The sequence below is a fragment of the Daejeonella sp. genome (genome assembly GCF_046590655.1).
Taxonomy (GTDB): domain Bacteria; phylum Bacteroidota; class Bacteroidia; order Sphingobacteriales; family Sphingobacteriaceae; genus Daejeonella.
Genome location: NZ_JBKJUM010000009.1, coordinates 13749 through 30009, shown reverse-complemented (window position 1 = coordinate 30009; position 16261 = coordinate 13749). Strand labels below are relative to the sequence as shown.

At 43.0% G+C, this 16261-nt stretch carries 15 protein-coding genes and 1 tRNA gene; 8 read left to right on the top strand and 8 right to left on the bottom strand.

Translation table 11 applies throughout. The annotated features are described in order from the left end of the window. Positions 1–75, top strand: a 75-nt coding sequence (locus ACLL8Z_RS00680) for a RagB/SusD family nutrient uptake outer membrane protein (RefSeq protein ID WP_411272817.1), incomplete at its 5' end; no start/stop codon positions are given. A gap of 214 nt (positions 76–289) precedes the next feature. Here the strand turns inward: ACLL8Z_RS00680 and ACLL8Z_RS00675 are convergent. Beyond that, complete coding sequence (locus tag ACLL8Z_RS00675; RefSeq protein WP_411272816.1) at positions 290–1603, bottom strand: serine/threonine-protein kinase; 1314 nt, start codon at positions 1601–1603, stop codon at positions 290–292. A gap of 186 nt (positions 1604–1789) precedes the next feature. On the opposite strand from ACLL8Z_RS00675, the gene ACLL8Z_RS00670 reads away from it, so the two are divergent. Continuing rightward, positions 1790–1963 (top strand): hypothetical protein, encoded by a 174-nt coding sequence (locus ACLL8Z_RS00670; RefSeq protein ID WP_411272815.1) that lies wholly within the window; start codon positions 1790–1792, stop codon positions 1961–1963. Between the two features lie 88 nt (positions 1964–2051). On the opposite strand, the gene ACLL8Z_RS00665 is transcribed toward ACLL8Z_RS00670, so the two are convergent. Further along, positions 2052–2125: transfer RNA gene (locus tag ACLL8Z_RS00665), tRNA-Lys, on the bottom strand. Between the two features lie 124 nt (positions 2126–2249). On the opposite strand from ACLL8Z_RS00665, the gene ACLL8Z_RS00660 reads away from it, so the two are divergent. Further along, complete coding sequence (locus tag ACLL8Z_RS00660) at positions 2250–2699, top strand: GNAT family N-acetyltransferase (RefSeq protein WP_411272814.1); 450 nt, start codon at positions 2250–2252, stop codon at positions 2697–2699. A 69-nt stretch (positions 2700–2768) separates the two neighbouring features. Here the strand turns inward: ACLL8Z_RS00660 and ACLL8Z_RS00655 are convergent, their stop codons facing one another. After that, positions 2769–5345 carry a family 20 glycosylhydrolase gene (locus tag ACLL8Z_RS00655; RefSeq protein WP_411272813.1) on the bottom strand — a complete coding sequence of 859 codons (2577 nt, stop codon included), beginning with the start codon at positions 5343–5345 and terminating at the stop codon, positions 2769–2771. Positions 5346–5554: 209 nt separating this feature from the next. Beyond that, positions 5555–5755, bottom strand: a complete 201-nt coding sequence (locus ACLL8Z_RS00650) for a hypothetical protein (RefSeq protein WP_411272812.1) — start codon at positions 5753–5755, stop codon at positions 5555–5557. Positions 5756–5967: 212 nt separating this feature from the next. On the opposite strand from ACLL8Z_RS00650, the gene ACLL8Z_RS00645 reads away from it, so the two are divergent. Next, complete coding sequence (locus tag ACLL8Z_RS00645; protein ID WP_411272811.1) at positions 5968–6762, top strand: SRPBCC family protein; 795 nt, start codon at positions 5968–5970, stop codon at positions 6760–6762. A 175-nt stretch (positions 6763–6937) separates the two neighbouring features. Here ACLL8Z_RS00645 and ACLL8Z_RS00640 read toward each other — a convergent pair whose 3' ends face one another. Next, on the bottom strand, positions 6938–7639 hold the full coding sequence (locus tag ACLL8Z_RS00640) for a lysoplasmalogenase (protein WP_411272810.1): 702 nt from the start codon (positions 7637–7639) through the stop codon (positions 6938–6940). Between the two features lie 5 nt (positions 7640–7644). Beyond that, positions 7645–8847, bottom strand: coding sequence for a sterol desaturase family protein (locus ACLL8Z_RS00635; protein ID WP_411272809.1), 1203 nt, complete (start codon positions 8845–8847; stop codon positions 7645–7647). A gap of 98 nt (positions 8848–8945) precedes the next feature. Between ACLL8Z_RS00635 and ACLL8Z_RS00630 the strand changes: the two genes are divergently transcribed. Next, positions 8946–9713: an FKBP-type peptidyl-prolyl cis-trans isomerase gene (locus ACLL8Z_RS00630; RefSeq protein ID WP_411272808.1), complete on the top strand. Its 768-nt coding sequence runs from the start codon at positions 8946–8948 to the stop codon at positions 9711–9713. Here ACLL8Z_RS00630 and ACLL8Z_RS00625 read toward each other — a convergent pair whose 3' ends face one another. Then, positions 9714–10484, bottom strand: a complete 771-nt coding sequence (locus tag ACLL8Z_RS00625; protein WP_411272807.1) for a queuosine precursor transporter — start codon at positions 10482–10484, stop codon at positions 9714–9716. 113 nt (positions 10485–10597) lie between these two features. Here ACLL8Z_RS00625 and ACLL8Z_RS00620 point away from each other — a divergent pair, with 113 nt between their 5' ends. Beyond that, entirely contained in the window at positions 10598–11740 is a 1143-nt protein-coding gene (locus tag ACLL8Z_RS00620) for a methionine aminotransferase (protein WP_411272806.1), read from the top strand. Positions 11741–11780: 40 nt separating this feature from the next. Next, positions 11781–12563, top strand: coding sequence for an amidohydrolase (locus ACLL8Z_RS00615; RefSeq protein WP_411272805.1), 783 nt, complete (start codon positions 11781–11783; stop codon positions 12561–12563). A 169-nt stretch (positions 12564–12732) separates the two neighbouring features. Here ACLL8Z_RS00615 and ACLL8Z_RS00610 read toward each other — a convergent pair whose 3' ends face one another. Then, a complete protein-coding gene (locus ACLL8Z_RS00610) occupies positions 12733–13611 on the bottom strand; it encodes a polyphosphate kinase 2 family protein (RefSeq protein WP_411272804.1) in 879 nt (292 codons plus the stop codon). A gap of 121 nt (positions 13612–13732) precedes the next feature. Between ACLL8Z_RS00610 and ACLL8Z_RS00605 the strand changes: the two genes are divergently transcribed. Next, positions 13733–16198, top strand: coding sequence for a transglycosylase domain-containing protein (locus ACLL8Z_RS00605; protein ID WP_411272803.1), 2466 nt, complete (start codon positions 13733–13735; stop codon positions 16196–16198). Positions 16199–16261: the final 63 nt, after the last annotated feature.

Genomic DNA, 16261 nt, shown 5'->3' with positions numbered 1-16261 from the left:
GAATGGACTTTCCCTATTCCTGAAACGGTTACCAACGCCAATTCCAACATGGTTCAAAACCCAGGCTGGAACTAAGATTAATCGAAACTCATAATAAAAGGGCGCCTCAAAAGGGTGCCCTTTTTTGTTATCCATTTTACCAGTTGCTTGTTACCCGTTACCAGTAACCAGTAACCAGTTGCCAGTTACCAGTTACCAGTTTCCAGTTTCCAGACTATACGCTTATCCCTTCGATCAACCTCTCTGACGGCAGACAGGCAACCAATAACCAATAATTCTTTTCAGAAAATTACTTCTTCTTCCCTCTACCCTTACCGTTTCCCTTACCTTTTCCATTCCCATTTTGAACAGGCGCCGGACTACTATACCTCGCTAAATTATCCACAGAATCCTGTATCCTCTCCGAATTTAATCTCGCAGCATCCGCAATGGAGTCTAATAGTCTTTGATTTTCGGCGTTAACTGCAGCCGAATCGGCTGGATCTACTTTCGCGGATTTCAGACTGTTATATCCTGCGAATAATGCGAGAAATAATAAAAGGAAGACAGCAGCTAAAATAAAAGTCTTCTTATGATCACGCGTGGTTTCAGTGGGGGGCTTAAGCTTCGGGATTTCTACCGGAATGTCCGGTGTATCGGTTGTTATGGCTGCAGCAAGCGGCGCAACAGCCGCCACCGGAGTATATGCAAACGCCCCTTTTGAAGAAATACTATTCACGATTGCCTCATGTAATTCCATCCCATTCCGAAAGCGGTTTTGAGGAAGCTTTTCCAGGCATTTAGCGATGACGGCCAGCAGCCATGAAGGGATCTGCATCTCTGCATTCATTTTATTCTCATCCCAGCTTTCAGGCAGGTTAGACCCACGCATCTTTGAAAGATCGGGAATCGGCTTCTCCATGTGTGAGATCATCACGGCGTTCCTGGAAGTTTCACTGCTATTGTTCAAAGGAAAGGGTACACTTCCGGCCAGCATTTCAAATAGAATGATTCCGAAACTGTATACATCCGACTCCATTAGCATTTCGCCATCGTTCTGTTCGGGAGCCATGAATTCGATAGCGCCTGCATGTCGTAAACTAGTGCGGCGCTGCTCATCCGACATGATGGAAAGCCCGAAATCCAGTAACATGTACTTATCGGTTTTCAAGTTCAGCTTGACGTTATTGCTTTTGATATCGCCATGCTTAACCCCCACCACGTGGCAATGAGCAATTGCCCCGGAGAGCTGTTCAGCCACCCGTATACTTTCGTCGATAGTAAATATTTTATTGTCGGGGACAAGCTGCATATCCTGAAGGTCGGGCCCTTCGATAAATTCCATCTCTATAAACGGCAAAGAACCGCTTTCTGTGATGCCCGAACTCAGTATCCTAACCACATGAGGATTAGGCGTTTCATTGACTTTCTTAAGCTTGGACACCTCGTTCTGAAAGTCGCGGTAGCTTTTATCCTCCAGATCTTCCGTATGAAGCGGAGTAGGCAATATTTTAACTGCGCTGATCACCTCACCGCGCCTTGCTTTGTAAACCGATCCTTGTCCGCCGGTACGCAAAGCACCCAGGTTTTCCAAGCCTTCGGTTATGGAAAATATCTTACTCATTGACTTCAATAATGTTTTAGGCGAAGTTACAGTAAAATTGGAATTTATCTTCTCGCACGCGCCCGGGGAAAACGGTAAATAAAAGCCAGACTTTTACCTAAAGCAACAACCGTCCAACAACCAACCTGCCGGCAGGCAACCACCAACCAATCCCCCCTTTTCTTTTACAATCTGGCGCCCCTGAAAATGCCGGTAGGTATATATGATGTTTGCCACGCCTTCCACCCCGGTAGCGAATGGGTAAGCCAGCATGCATTGAGTGTTAAGGGTAAACGCGATGCCATCACAAAAAAAGATCTGCTCATAATCGGCGAATCCATCCGATGCAAAAAAGCTTGCTACGCACAAATTGTTGTGTGACCCCTCTGGGACTCCCCGCTCTGCAACGGGGTAAACTTCTCGTCCCAGAGAAGAATATGTATTCTTATGCTACGCACAAATTGTTGTGTGACCCCTCTGGGACTCGAACCCAGGACCTACTGATTAAGAGTCAGTAGCTCTAACCAGCTGAGCTAAGGAGTCGTGATTAGGATGCAAAGAAACGAAAAAAAATAGATAACTGAAAAGGGAATACTGAAAACTCTAAAGCAGCCGCCAGTGCCGCCTCTTTTGAAATCTTTGTTTAAATTTGGTTAAACAGAAGCGAATGCCAATAACTAATCGAATTATAATAAGAGACAGCAAAGCTGAAGATTTCGAGGGGGTCCTCTCACTTCTAAAACAGCTATGGCCGGGTAGTCAGATTAATAGCCCGGCTATTCAAGAATCTTTCCTGAAGACATTAGAAGTTACCGGTCATATAATCAGAGTTGCTTGCACTCCCGAAAAGGTTGTGGGGCTGTGCTCCCTAAGCATCCGCAACAATTTAAAAGCAGAAGGCAATCTGGCCAACATTGATGAATTGGTGGTCGACGAAACTATGAGGCGGCAGCAAATAGGAAAACTTCTACTGGAAGATGCCGAGGCAATAGCAAAACAGAATGGCTGCAAGTCTTTGGGATTGGAATCATCTTTTCATAGAGAAGAAGCCCATCGTTTTTATATTAAGAACGGGTATGGGAAGCAGGGATATTATATCATTAGAAAGTTGGAATAGGATTTTGTCTTAATTAGGATTCATAGGATACTGAGGGGGTCAAAGCCTGCCGGCAGGCAGGCTTAATTCTTACCTGTTCTCCACTTCCGCAACTCTGCCTCTTCTTCCCCCAGCATCAAACGCAGCCACTTTTATCACCCCTTTTTCTGAAACAGGACCTGAATATAGATTGCTGCTGACACCTGGTTCGAACCCATCAGTTGTATACCTTAACTCCAGCCCCGGGTATTGCACATTAGCGACAACTTTGCCATTTTCCACTTTCAAGCCAGGCTCCGGTATACGATATGCATAGCCACCATTGTAATATGTCAATCTCGGAAGTTCGCGCTTGCCCATTAAGTTGGCAAATTCGATCCAGGACTGTTTGTAAAGATCGTCAGCTTTGGTAGCATCGCTTGTCGTGGCCCATTCCGGATCTTTAGACCAGGCACGTTCGGCTAAACCGAGCAGTTTTGGAAGCATCATATATTCGAGGCGGGTGCTGTTCACGTTATTCTCCGACCAAAGAAGTCCCTGCACACCCACTATATTAGATTTGCCATAGTCTGTTAATCGAATCTTGCCGGTCTGATCCAGTTTGCCGATAGGGTTCCCCTGACCGTTTTCTTTGACATTTTTAAGCATGTCAAAAGGAATGAAATAGTAGGGCTTGTCAGCGTCAACGAGTCCTCCCCATTTATATCCGGGTTCGAAATATGAATTGTTATAGGCCAGGTCGAAGTACTGGTTTGAAACCGGCGAAAGTACTACCTTGTATCCACCGTTAGCAAGTCGGTAGGCAAGATCTTCAGCGCCGGAGCCAATTGTATTATTCCATACGTTGAGTTGGAAATTATCGTCAGCAAAATCAGGATTGGCAATATAATGCGGCTTTCCATCAAGCACAGTTTTGCGCATGCCTGCCTCCTCCCAACCTGACACATACAGACCGCGTTTCTTCACCATACCGTTCAGTTTACCGAAATAGTAGTACCAGAGGTCATCCGTGCTTTTTATAGACGAATTGGCTTTTCGCAAGTTTATGTAAGCCGGTGAACGCTCCCATACACCGGGCGGAACTTCATCACCACCGAAATGAATTGTTTTCAGAGGGGCATTGGCCTCCTTATACATAAGTATCAGATCGTCCGTAACACGCTCCATGAAATTATAGGCTGATGGAAGAGCTACATTGATTACATTGTCGTTCCAGCCTTGTACCGACCGGTACATTGATGAATCAGCAGGCTCTGCCAGACGATACCGGTTTGCTTCGGCAGGCTTTCCGGCTTTCATGAGTTTGGCATAACGGTTCTCCATCGACTTAATTGCAGCACGGGCATGGCCCGGCGATTCGATTTCGGGGATAACGCTGATATGACGCTCAGCAGCGTACTTTAAGATCTCTATAAAATCCTTTCTGCTGTAAAAACCGCTTCCGGGAAGTACATTAGGCATACCACCAGAGCCAAAAGAAGGCTGTATATTATTCTTATTGTCGACTGTATGCCCCCTAATACTTCCTACTGAAGTAAGCTCAGGCAATGATGGAATCTCAACCCTCCAGCCTTCATCATCCGAAAAGTGGAGATGGAATGCATTCAATTTGTAAAGACTCATCACGTCAAGCACTTTCAGAATTTCGGCCTTGGGCTGGAAATTCCGTGACACATCCAGCATAAAGCTACGGTAACCAAAACGGGGTGCGTCAACAACTTCTACCGCCGCAACCGGAATAGCCTGTTGCTTTGCCTTCCAGCTTGAGGGAGGGAGCAAAGTTTTTAAAGACTGAATGCCGTAGAACGCACCTGCTGGAGTGGATGCTGAAATAACGACACCATTAGGCGAGACTTTTAGAGAATATCCTTCCGGTACAATCCGCATATTTTTCTGAAGAACAATCGCATTGCCAGTTGGTACCAGGGTAACGATACCCGGTTTTAGGAACAGCACTTTCTCGAGCTCGGAGGCGAGGTAAACTGCTTCTTTTGCAAAAGCTGGTTCAGCAAAAATTCGGGTGCCGGCGTAAAGTGAGAATTCCCCGCTCCCGGTATTATATGATACTGGACTTGGAAATACTTTTACCAGCTGATCATCTGCAATATTTTTTACGGCCAGGTTTCTGGTAAATACATTCGCCGGGTTCATCCAGCTATTCGTTGCAGATGCAAGTTTATTCAGAAAGGCCTTATCTGGATCCGGGTAACTCGCAGGAACAGCAATTGCTTTATTAGGCGCTTTATCCATTACCAGGTAAAAGCCCTGCGGGTTCATTGTAATATTATCGACAGAACCCGACCGCACCATCTGATAGTTCATTCTTGAATTTGCAGAAATCCCGTCCGAAGCTGGGTTAGGTTCAATCTTATACAGATCACCGTTAATATACGAAAGGCTTAATCCCCGGCTGTCCGGCTTCGGGAAATTACCGCTATAGTTGAAATATAATGTCCAACCGTTAGGCGGCAGATCTATATCTGAATCATTTATGATACTAAGGGTAGATAAAGTCTGGTTCTTACCTTCGTAGTTATTCTCCATTGGCTTCCACTCCACCCTGAGCTTATAATCAGGCGTGGTCTGAGCAATGGCAAAAGAAATTGAGATAAATACCAATAGTAATAAACAACAGGTTTTGATTTTGGAGGGGAAGATCCTGGTCATATGAAAGATGAATTTAATTTTGGTGAAAATACAAATAAATAGTATCAAGAATCAAGTATCATTGCCACGCTTCGCTCGCCTGCCTGCCGGCTAGGCAGGCAATGACACACCTGCATCTCCACCCAGCATCCTATGCATCCTATAATCCTATGCATCCTAATCCTACAATCCTATCATCCTACTCTAGACAATTTGCTTACTAATTAATCTTACTTAAGCACCGTCACCGACCCCGCCTTCTGAATCTTCTCAGGGCCGTTCGCCGCATCTACCATCCAATAATACACTCCCACCGGTAATGTTTCCCCTTGCGTCAGTAGATCGTTTATTCCATCTCCGTTAGGAGTAAAGGTGTTAGCTTCCTGGCGTCTACTTAAGAAAGCAAAAATCAGTGAGAAACGTGGACTCATTACTATTTAAAATACTGTACAGAAATGTCTAAGGCACCAGATTATTAAATGTACACAATTTGACAGGAACAAGGAATAAAGATTCCCTCGGCATGGTTTCTATCTTGATTTCTGGTTCTTTGCTTTTTGTACTTGTTTCTTGGCTCATAATTAAATTCGCATATCTAAAACACTTAATACTCAAGCCTTGTTACTATCTAAAATCAAAAGATATGAACTTAGATACAATCACAGAAAAGCTGAAGGATAACTTTGATATTACCGCAATTAAGAAGAATTTTTCAGCAATCGAGACTAAGAACCCAAATGTAGATCTTACTGAACGGGTATTATCTGTTCTGGGCGGATTGTTCCTGACATACAAGAGCCTTAAAATGCTTAAAAAACATCCATTGCTGGGAATTCAGGAGGCCATTGCAGGTGGTTTACTTATTTATCGTGGCGCCACTGGATATTGCCCCATTTACAACGCGCTTGATAAGGATGGCACGGACCCGCAGCCGCTCAATATAACTGAATCTTTTATTGTGGACCGTCCCCGTGAAGAAGTATATGCCTTCTGGCGCCGTCTGGAAAATCTCCCCCGTTTTATGAAACACCTCGCGTCTGTAGACGAGTACGATGAGAAGAACTCACATTGGCGGGCCAATTTGCCTGGCGAAATCCTGAAACTCAATTGGAATGCAGAAATAACACGGGAAGATGAAAACAATTATCTAGGCTGGCAGTCGGTGGAAGGGTCTATGGTACAAAATGCCGGCAAAGTGACCTTCCACGATGCACTTGGCGGCGCAGGCACAGAGCTCACGGTTGACATCAGCTACTTCCCTCCTGCCGGCAGCCTCGGTCAGGGAATTGCTCGTTTGTTGAATGGTGTTTTTGAAAAGGCAGTTCGCGAGGATGTAACCAACTTTAAGCATTATATTGAAGGCGAAGAATATAAAACTTACGAACATAAAAGTGCCCTGTGGGATAAAGTTGAGGGGGCAGTTAATACTTTTAAATAGTTTGAATTTGGCAATAACCAGTTACCAGGCAAGGCGATTAGTCTGTCAACCCCAAGTTATTAATAAACTGGTAACCTTTAGGCGTCCAATCTGGTAATAGGCAACTGGTAACCCTCTGCTGGCCAACGGGTAACCGGGCAACTTTAGTTATCTGCCCATTACCAACCACACCAAATTACCTATCTCCAGTCGCCGGAACGACCACCACCCTCTCCACTGCCCCAATCACTATCAGATACTGTGCTAGCATATACGTCCCCATGATCAGCACTCCCGAATACGGAAAGGGCTCAACAAATTTATTATAAGCCAGGCTCGAGTCGGAAATGACGAAAAAAATGGCACCGAAGTAAATTAACCGGAAGCTCAGTAAATTAACCCGATGGTAGCGATAGCCTGCGAGGATTACCATAATGGATATGACAAACATATAGGCCATAACCGGAATTCGGAGATCGTCTAGATAATCACGAATCCAGGTGTAAAAGCTCAGTGAAAAAACGCCCATAAAGAATAGCATGAGGTGGCCGAAAAACTTGGAAGCCTGCGGATCGTTCTTGAAATCGCGGAAGAATGCCATGGAATACAATACATGAGCTATTAAAAATGCGATAAGCCCAAACATGAAAAACGAACTGTTGTCGGCTGCAAAAAGCAGGAAGAAATCACCGAAAAGGGATAATATAATTGCCGCAAGAATAAAACGATTAAAACCTGAGGCCAAATTGGCCATATTCAAAAGATAGATTGCCAGTGAAATACAAATAAGGGGCTTAACGAAAAGATTAAGACCTGTAGCTGCATCAAGCTCGACAAAAATATTTGCGCCTGAAATAAAAAGAAAGAGTACTGTGAAGAGGGCGTGTCGTTTCAGCATAAATTTTATTTCTGAAGGCGGTAAAACCAAATCAAAGATACCAAGGCAATAAAGCTACTTATTAACAGAATGAATAAGAAATAAGTATGCCCGTAAAATAAAACAGGTGTGAGCAGCCAGGCTACCAATCTCCAATATTCAAACTGTATAATCCAGCTCTTGTGCTCCAGCATCGCACCGCAGGTTGTAAGTGTTGCAATCACCAAAACAGTACAAGCGCTAAGCACGGCGGGACTCAGATTCTGGTATGCGCCTATGAGATAATTACTTAATGCCAGAAAAATAAAAAACTGCACCAGGATATAAGGGATCAGTGAGGCGCTATACTCCGGACTGTATTTCGCATAGAGGGTTTTATCTACTTCGTGAGGTTCCTGCGTCCCGCCAAGCGAGTCCGGAAACCAACCCGGAGGCTTAAGAAATATATTTAATTTATCCGTAAAACTCCTGCTCTTAAGAGCGGTTTGTGTTAAATCAGACCAATAATGAAAATTTGCCCAAACCGGGTTCCAGCTCGCCAGGGGCGTTGTTATTCCATAAACCACTTCTTCTTCCTCCTTCTGAAAAGTTCCAAATAAGCGGTCCCATATAATGAGTGTGCCGGCATGGTTCTTATCGATATACCGTGGATTGGATCCATGGTGAACGCGATGATGCGAAGGAGTATTAATAATCCACTCCAGCGGCCCCATATTACCGATAGCACGTGTATGTATCCAAAATTGGTAAATGGTATTGAACGCGCTGACGGTAAGAAACATAACAGGTTCGAAGCCTGCAAATGCAAGGGGTAGATAAAATACCCAAGAGAAACCGCCCTGAAACCACGATTGCCTTAAAGCTACCGTGAGATTATATTCTTCGGATTGATGATGAACAATATGAGCCGCCCAGAGGGCGTTAACTTCGTGGCTCATTCGATGAAACCAGTAATAAAAAAAATCAACTCCTATAAATAATAAAAGCCAGGTCCAAATAGTATTTGGGAATTCGTAGATCCTCCAGTTGTTATAAATGTAGAGATAGGAGAAAAAGGTGGCTGTCTTAAGAAATATGCCGACCAGCTGCGAGCCGATACCCTGGCTGAGGTTTGATAAAGAATCATTTAAACGATAATAGCCAAGTTTTTTATAAACTGTGTATCCTAGCTCAATACCTATTAACAGGAAGAAAATGGGGATGGAGAGCGCAATATAATTTACAGGCATACCCTCAATTTAAGATTAATATCCGAAACAAAAAACAATGGTATAGTTCTTAATTGGCAAGCGCTTTCTATATTTGCGGCACCATAATTTATCCCAAAATGAAAAAAATTTTTGTACTTATTGCTCTTGTAGCAATATACACATATACTTCCGCACAAACCAAACCGGTGTCGTCTAAACCTAAACCGGCTGTGACCGCAGCTAAACCTGCAGTAAAAGCTAAGCCTGCAGCTACTGCCCAGGCTAAACCTGCCGCACCGATATTTAAAAGTCAATTCGATTCGGCGAGTTATGCCTTCGGCGTGAGCATAGGTAATGATATTAAATCAAGGGGTGTAACTGGCTTAAATTATACACTTCTTGCAAAAGCGCTGAGCGACGTATTTGCTACAAACGGTCCGATGTTAAGTCCGGAGAAATGCCAGGAACTTATTATGAGCTTCCTGGGTTCAATCGAGAAAAAGAAATTCGAATCCAACATCACGGAAGGTTCAAAATTTTTAAGTGAGAATTCTAAAAAGATGGGTATTGTAACACTTCCAAGTGGTTTACAGTATCAAATTCTCACTCCCGGAACGGGTGTCAAGCCCAAGGCGACAGACGAAGTTACTGTTCACTATAAAGGTACCTTGTTGAATGGTAAGCAATTTGACAGCTCTTACGACCGCGGGGAGCCAGCAACTTTTATGCTTAACCAGGTGATTCCAGGCTGGACTGAAGGTTTACAACAAATGTCTGGCGGCTCGAAATACCGTTTCTTTATCCCATACGCTTTAGCCTACGGAGAAAGAGCAGCAGGACCGGATATTCCGCCTTTCAGCACCCTCATGTTCGAAGTTGAACTGATCAGCGTTCAACCGAAGTAGTTACTTTTCGGAAGCCTGGAGGACCATTTTTTGAGCAAGTTCTTTTCCAAGATAACGGTCAATGAAATTGTGTGCTACGTAGAGAAGCGGCGTCATTAGGATAGCCACCAGAAACTTGTAGGTATAATTAACCAGTCCGATTGCAGCTACCATTTGCCAGCTCCAATTAAACGCGGGGTTGATATAAAAAGCGATAAAAATTACCACGAAGCTGTCTATAAACTGAGAGACAAGCGTTGAGCCCGTAGCGCGCAGCCATAAAAATCGCTCACCAGTGCTGCTTTTGATCTTCTGGAAAATAACAACATCAACCATTTGTCCGACCAGGAATGCAATAATTGAACCTGCAATAATCCACATTCCCTGACCAAAAATGCTGTTAAATGCGGTATCCATATTGATTGTTGAACCATTAACTGTTTGATTGACCCAGAAATCTGAAGATTGAAGTCCCATAGCAAACCCGACCACTACAAATGCATAGCAAATGAGTATAGAAGCCAGTATCGACAGAAATCTCACTTGCTTTACCCCGAAATACTCATTGATAATATCCGTCATTATAAAAATAAAAGGCCAGGTAACTACCCCAGCCGACATATTAAATGACAGATCCTTCACACCGAACATATTAATATCGAATTTGGGTATTCCCAAGGAGCCCTCCACAGTAAATATTTTAACACCTATAAACTCAGCAAGAATTGCATTAGCGATCAGAAAAGATCCAAGTATTAGGAAGAGGCGGCTCTCTTTGGTTTTAAAGGTCATGGTTGTGGGTTTGGTTTAGGTAAGATGGGAAAATTAGTGTCAAGTATCAAGGGGGTGTTATGAATCCTACAATCCTATGAATGCTAATAACCTAATCCCTATTTTAGCTACCTATGCATCTTAAATCTAAGCTACCCGACGTCGGCACAACAATCTTCACCGTCATGTCTCAATTGGCAATCCAATACAATGCCATCAACCTTTCACAGGGATTCCCTGATTACGAAGTTTCGCCTGAGCTGGTAAGCCTGGTAAATAAATACATGTTAGGAGGACATAACCAATACGCTCCTATGGCCGGTTTGATACAGTTGCGGGAAATCATCGCTTATAAGCAGGATTTAATTCACAGATCCAGTTATATACCCGATTCAGAAATAACAATAACTGCAGGCGGTACACAAGCGTTATTTACTGCCATGGCCTGCGTTATTCAAGCAGGTGACGAAGTGGTCATTTTTGAGCCAGCTTACGATTGCTATGCCCCTACAGTCTCTCTGCTGGGTGGTGTGGTTAAGAGTTTGGAATTAATTCCACCAGATTATAAAATTAACTGGCAGGAAGTCCGGGAACTTGTGAATCCCAAAACAAGGATGATCATTATTAATTCACCGAATAATCCGACAGGTATCACCCTGACAGATGAGGATATGAAGGAGCTAATTGCCCTGACCCGTAACTCAAACATCCTGATTATCAGTGACGAGGTTTATGAGCACCTAATCTACGACGGGAAGGAGCACCTGAGCGTTTGCCGGTATCCAGAACTTAAGGAACGCAGCTTTATTACAGCATCATTTGGAAAGCTTCTGCATGCTACAGGTTGGAAAGTAGGCTATTGCATGGCGCCAAAATGGCTAATGAAAGAATTTCGAAAAGTACACCAGTTTCAGATTTTCAGTGTAAACACACCTGTGCAATACGCAATTGCAGATTTCTTGAAAGATCAAAATAATTACCTTGAGCTGAGTCATTTTTTTCAGATTAAGAAAGATTTTTTCTCTAACTTGTTGATTAATACCAAATTTGACCTGTTGCCTTGTTATGGTTCCTACTTCCAATCAGTGCAATACAGCCGGATCAGTGAGGAGAAAGATACAGAGCTTGCAAAAAGGCTAACGATAGAATTTGGTGTTGCCAGTGTACCTGTGTCGGCATTTTATTATAAAAATACAGACCATCATGTGTTACGATTTTGTTTCGCCAAGAAGCAAGAAACACTTGAAAAAGCCGTTCATAGATTATCTGGAGTGTGACAGCAACTTTTACCTCCTTTAATCGTATGAGTAATCACGAATGAATACACTTAAAATTACCACCTTTCAGGCCTACTTGTTCTGGGAGAATGTTGATAAGAATCTACAAAACCTTGGCTTGAGACTTTCTTCAATCCGTGAAAAAACAGATCTTATTATATTACCTGAAATGTTTAGTACGGGCTTTACTATGAACGTTAAGTCGCTTGCCGAGGAAATGGGGGGTCAATCCATGTCATGGATGCTCGAGCAGGCGAAGAAATTCCAGAGTGTAGTAACAGGAAGCCTCATCATTAAAGAAGGCAATAAATATTATAACCGCTTAATCTGGATGCGTCCTGACGGGAGTTTTGAGCATTATGATAAAAGACATCTATTTGGCTTAGGCGAGGAAGATCAACATTACACTGCAGGCACCAAAAAACTTATAGTTGAACTAAATGGCTGGAAGATCTGCCCCGTGATTTGTTATGACCTGCGCTTCCCGGTATGGCTTCGTAATAAGGATGAAGATTACGATATGCTTCTTATAGTAGCTAACTGGCCGGAGAAACGTTCTCTGCATTGGAGAACCTTAATTCCGGCAAGAGCCGTTGAAAATCAAGCATTTGTGATTGGCGTTAATCGCGTTGGCCACGATGGTAATGAGGTTTATCATTCCGGTGATTCCATGTGCATTGATCCGAACGGCAAAGTAGTCTACTACAAACCAAACGATGAGGATCTGTATACATTTAGCATCAATAAGGAAGAGGTAGAAAACGCCAGAACAGCCTTTCCTTTCCTGAAAGACGCGGATAATTTTAAACTAATCAGTAAATAAAAAGACAATTTTGGGTTGAGAGTTGAGAACCATACATACCGAGTTGGAAAACCTGGGCCTTAACGGATCACTGAATACCAATTACAGCCAGGATTACAGATTTTGATTACTAATCACTGATTTCCGAACACCGATTTCCAATTAATGACAACCGATTACTGATTACCGATCACTCTTCCTTTAACAGTGCCCTGCACTCCTTCAGCTTAGCAGTTTCCTCATCAGTTATTTCTTGCAAATCAAGTTTAATCGAATTCATGGTATCGATAATTACCTTGCTTACTGCAATTCTGGTGAACCATTTTTTGTCGGCGGGTATCACATACCAGGGTGCATGTTCGACGGAAGTTTCAATGATGGCTTTTTCATAAACGTCCATGTAGTTGTCCCATTTTCGTCTTTCGTCGATATCGGCAGATGAGAATTTCCAATGTTTCAGGGGATCTTCGATCCTTTCTAAAAACCGCTTCTTTTGTTCTTCTTTTGAGACATTCAGGAAGAACTTGATGATCACCGTTCCGCTCTCGCTGATATGCCTCTCAAACTCCCTGATACTTTCATACCTGCGATTCCAAAAATCATCATCGACATCTCCAATAGATGATATTGATGGAATTCTTTCATTTAGCACATACTCAGGATGCACTCTGCAAACCAGTACATTTTCATAGTGCGATCTGTTGTGAATTCCTATGCGCCCCCGCTCTGGCAGTGCCTTGGAATGCCGCCACAGAAAATCGTGGTCAAGTTCTTCCATATTTGGCTGCTTAAAACTAAACACCTGACAGCCCTGGGGATTCAGGCCGCTCATGGTATGTTTAATAGCGCTATCTTTTCCAGCCGCATCCATAGCCTGGAAGATGATCAGCAAAGAATGCTTGTTGGCTGCATACAGTTTTTCCTGTAATTGCTCCATCTCCACTTTTAATTCTGTCAGGATCTCGATAGACATGTCCTTGCTGAACTTACCACTAAATTCCGGATCATGATCTTTGAGTTTAAACTCACTGACATTATCTACTTTAAATTGTTGGGTGATTTTATCCATATTAAAAATCCTGCTAAGCGGCAATTTAAAAATTTTCAGCGCCTAATTTCGTTAAATCCCTGAATATCTAAAATTCACTAATTTTACGCCATATTACTCACGATTTCCTCATCTTTACCTCATGTTCAGAAGAATTACGAACCAACCACTTCGCTACTCAGTCATAACATTGTACTTTATCGTCTTGTTTTTTTGTGCCCTGGAGTTAAACTTTCTATGGCTTTTTGGATATTCCCCTACTATCAAAGACATCAAAACCCCTGTATTAAATGTCGTCTCCGAACTTTATACTTCTGACGGCAAGCTGATTGGAAAATACTATAAAGAAAACCGAACTCCAGTAGTCTATGACAGCATTTCTCCGGCAGTGGTTGATGCGCTTGTCGCTACAGAAGATGTCAGGTTTTTTAATCATAGCGGTGTAGATTTCAGATCTTTTATATCGAGCATGATTTCAACAGCTTCCGGCGAACGCCGGGGTGCAAGTACAATTACCCAGCAGCTGGCAAAAAATCTATACAGTACCAGGAATAGAAAATCGCAAGGCGCGGTTAAATATATCCCACTTGTGCGAACAGTTGTATATAAATTTAAAGAATGGATTACGGCATACAAGCTAGAAAGCCATTACACCAAGAATGAAATCCTGACACTCTATCTTAATACGGTACCATTCGGCAGTAACACATTCGGAATTAAAACAGCCTCCAAACGATATTTTAACAAGGATGTAATTAAACTCCAGGTTGAAGAGGCTGCTACGTTGGTTGGCATGCTAAAGGCCACCACCACTTATAATCCCGTCCGAAATCCTGAAAAATCTCTGGAACGACGGAATGTTGTGCTTTCACAGATGGAAAAATACGAATATCTCACACCTGCGGAATACAAAAAATACAGTCAGAGGCCGCTGATGATAAAACCAGGGAGCTTAGACGAAGGCAGTGACGGAGGATCATATCTTCGCTCTGCGGTAGCCCGTTATTTGGAGAAATGGTGTGAGGACAATGGTTATGATCTTGATACTGACGGCTTGAAAATCTATACAACTATTGATTCCAAATTACAGCAATATGCCCAGGAGGCCGTCAATAGCCAGATGAAGTTATTACAAAGGCGACTTGAAAATGTGTGGGGCAATGAAAATCCCTGGCGTACTGCCGACGGTAAAGAAATTTTAGATTTTCCGGAAAAAGCTGCGCAGCGCCTTCCCTATTATAATTCCTTAAAAAAGAAATACGATAATAACCAGGATTCAATTAACTATTACCTCAATCTGCCTAAAAAAATGAAAGTTTTTAACTGGAATGGCGAGAAAGAGGTAAAATATTCCACACTGGATTCTATCAAATATTATGCAAAAATCCTGAATACCGGAATGATGACGTTTGATCCCTTCAACGGACATATAAAGGTTTGGATTGGAGGAATTGATCATAAATATTTTAATTACGATCATGTGAATCAAGCGAAGAGACAGGCAGGATCCACTTTCAAACCTTTTGCTTATCTCGCTGCGTTGGAATCCGGCATGAACCCCTGCGATAAACTTGTCGACAAACCCGTTCGTATACCTTATGAAAATGGTGGTAAAACTGAATATTGGGAACCCAAAAATGCTGACTGGAATTTCTCAGGACGCGAAATGTCGCTTCGCGCTGCTATGGGAAAGTCTGTGAACTCCATTACCGCCCAAATAACTCAGGAAGTTGGTGCAGAAAATGTTGTTAAGTATGCTCATTTGAGCGGTATTGAAAGTGAACTGAAAGCGGTGCCCTCGATAAGCCTTGGTCCCAATGATGTAAGCGTATTTGAGATGGTGAGGGCATATGGTACTTTTTTAAACAAAGGGATCAAATCTGAACCGATTCTTGTTGAAAAAATAACCGACCAGGAAGGCCGTGTAATCGAGGAGTTCAAATCAGAACAAAAACGGACTCTTAGCGAGGAGATCGCTTGGCTGATGATATATATGCTGCGTGGAGGAATGGATGAAAACGGCGGAACTTCACAGGCATTGTGGGAATGGGATCTCTTTAAGAAGAACAATCAGATTGGGGGTAAAACCGGAACATCTTCAGACTATGTAGATGGCTGGTATATGGGCGTGACAAAAGATCTGGTAACGGGAGTCTGGGTAGGTTGCGATGAACGGAGTGTACATTTTAATACCTCTGAAACTGGCGAGGGCTCGCGCACTGCATTACCCATTTTCGCAAAATTTATGGAGAAGGTTTATAAGGATCCAAGTCTCGGGATTACGCTCGGGCCCTTCCCAAAACCTTCGGTAACTATCACCCGAATATATCAATGTCCAACTCCTAGATACGATGAAGATTCTTCTGCTGTAGATAGTTCCTATGTGGATTCCCTTCTTATTCCAGATGTAAGTACCGATACCTCAATAAACCCCGTTCCGGAGATCCCAAACCCAGTTACACCACGGGAGCAGGAAATCAGAATTAATCCGCAGCCCGCTACCCGGCCTCCTGCTGCTACAAAAGCAGAGCCTATTCCGGAGGAAAAAAAGACAAGGCGAGAAGTAAGGGAAGAACGAAGGGAAAACAAAGTCAAACAAAACAATTAACCGCTGATACTTCTTATAATATAAATTCGTTTCCAAAAAAATCGAAATCAGAAATTTTACGTA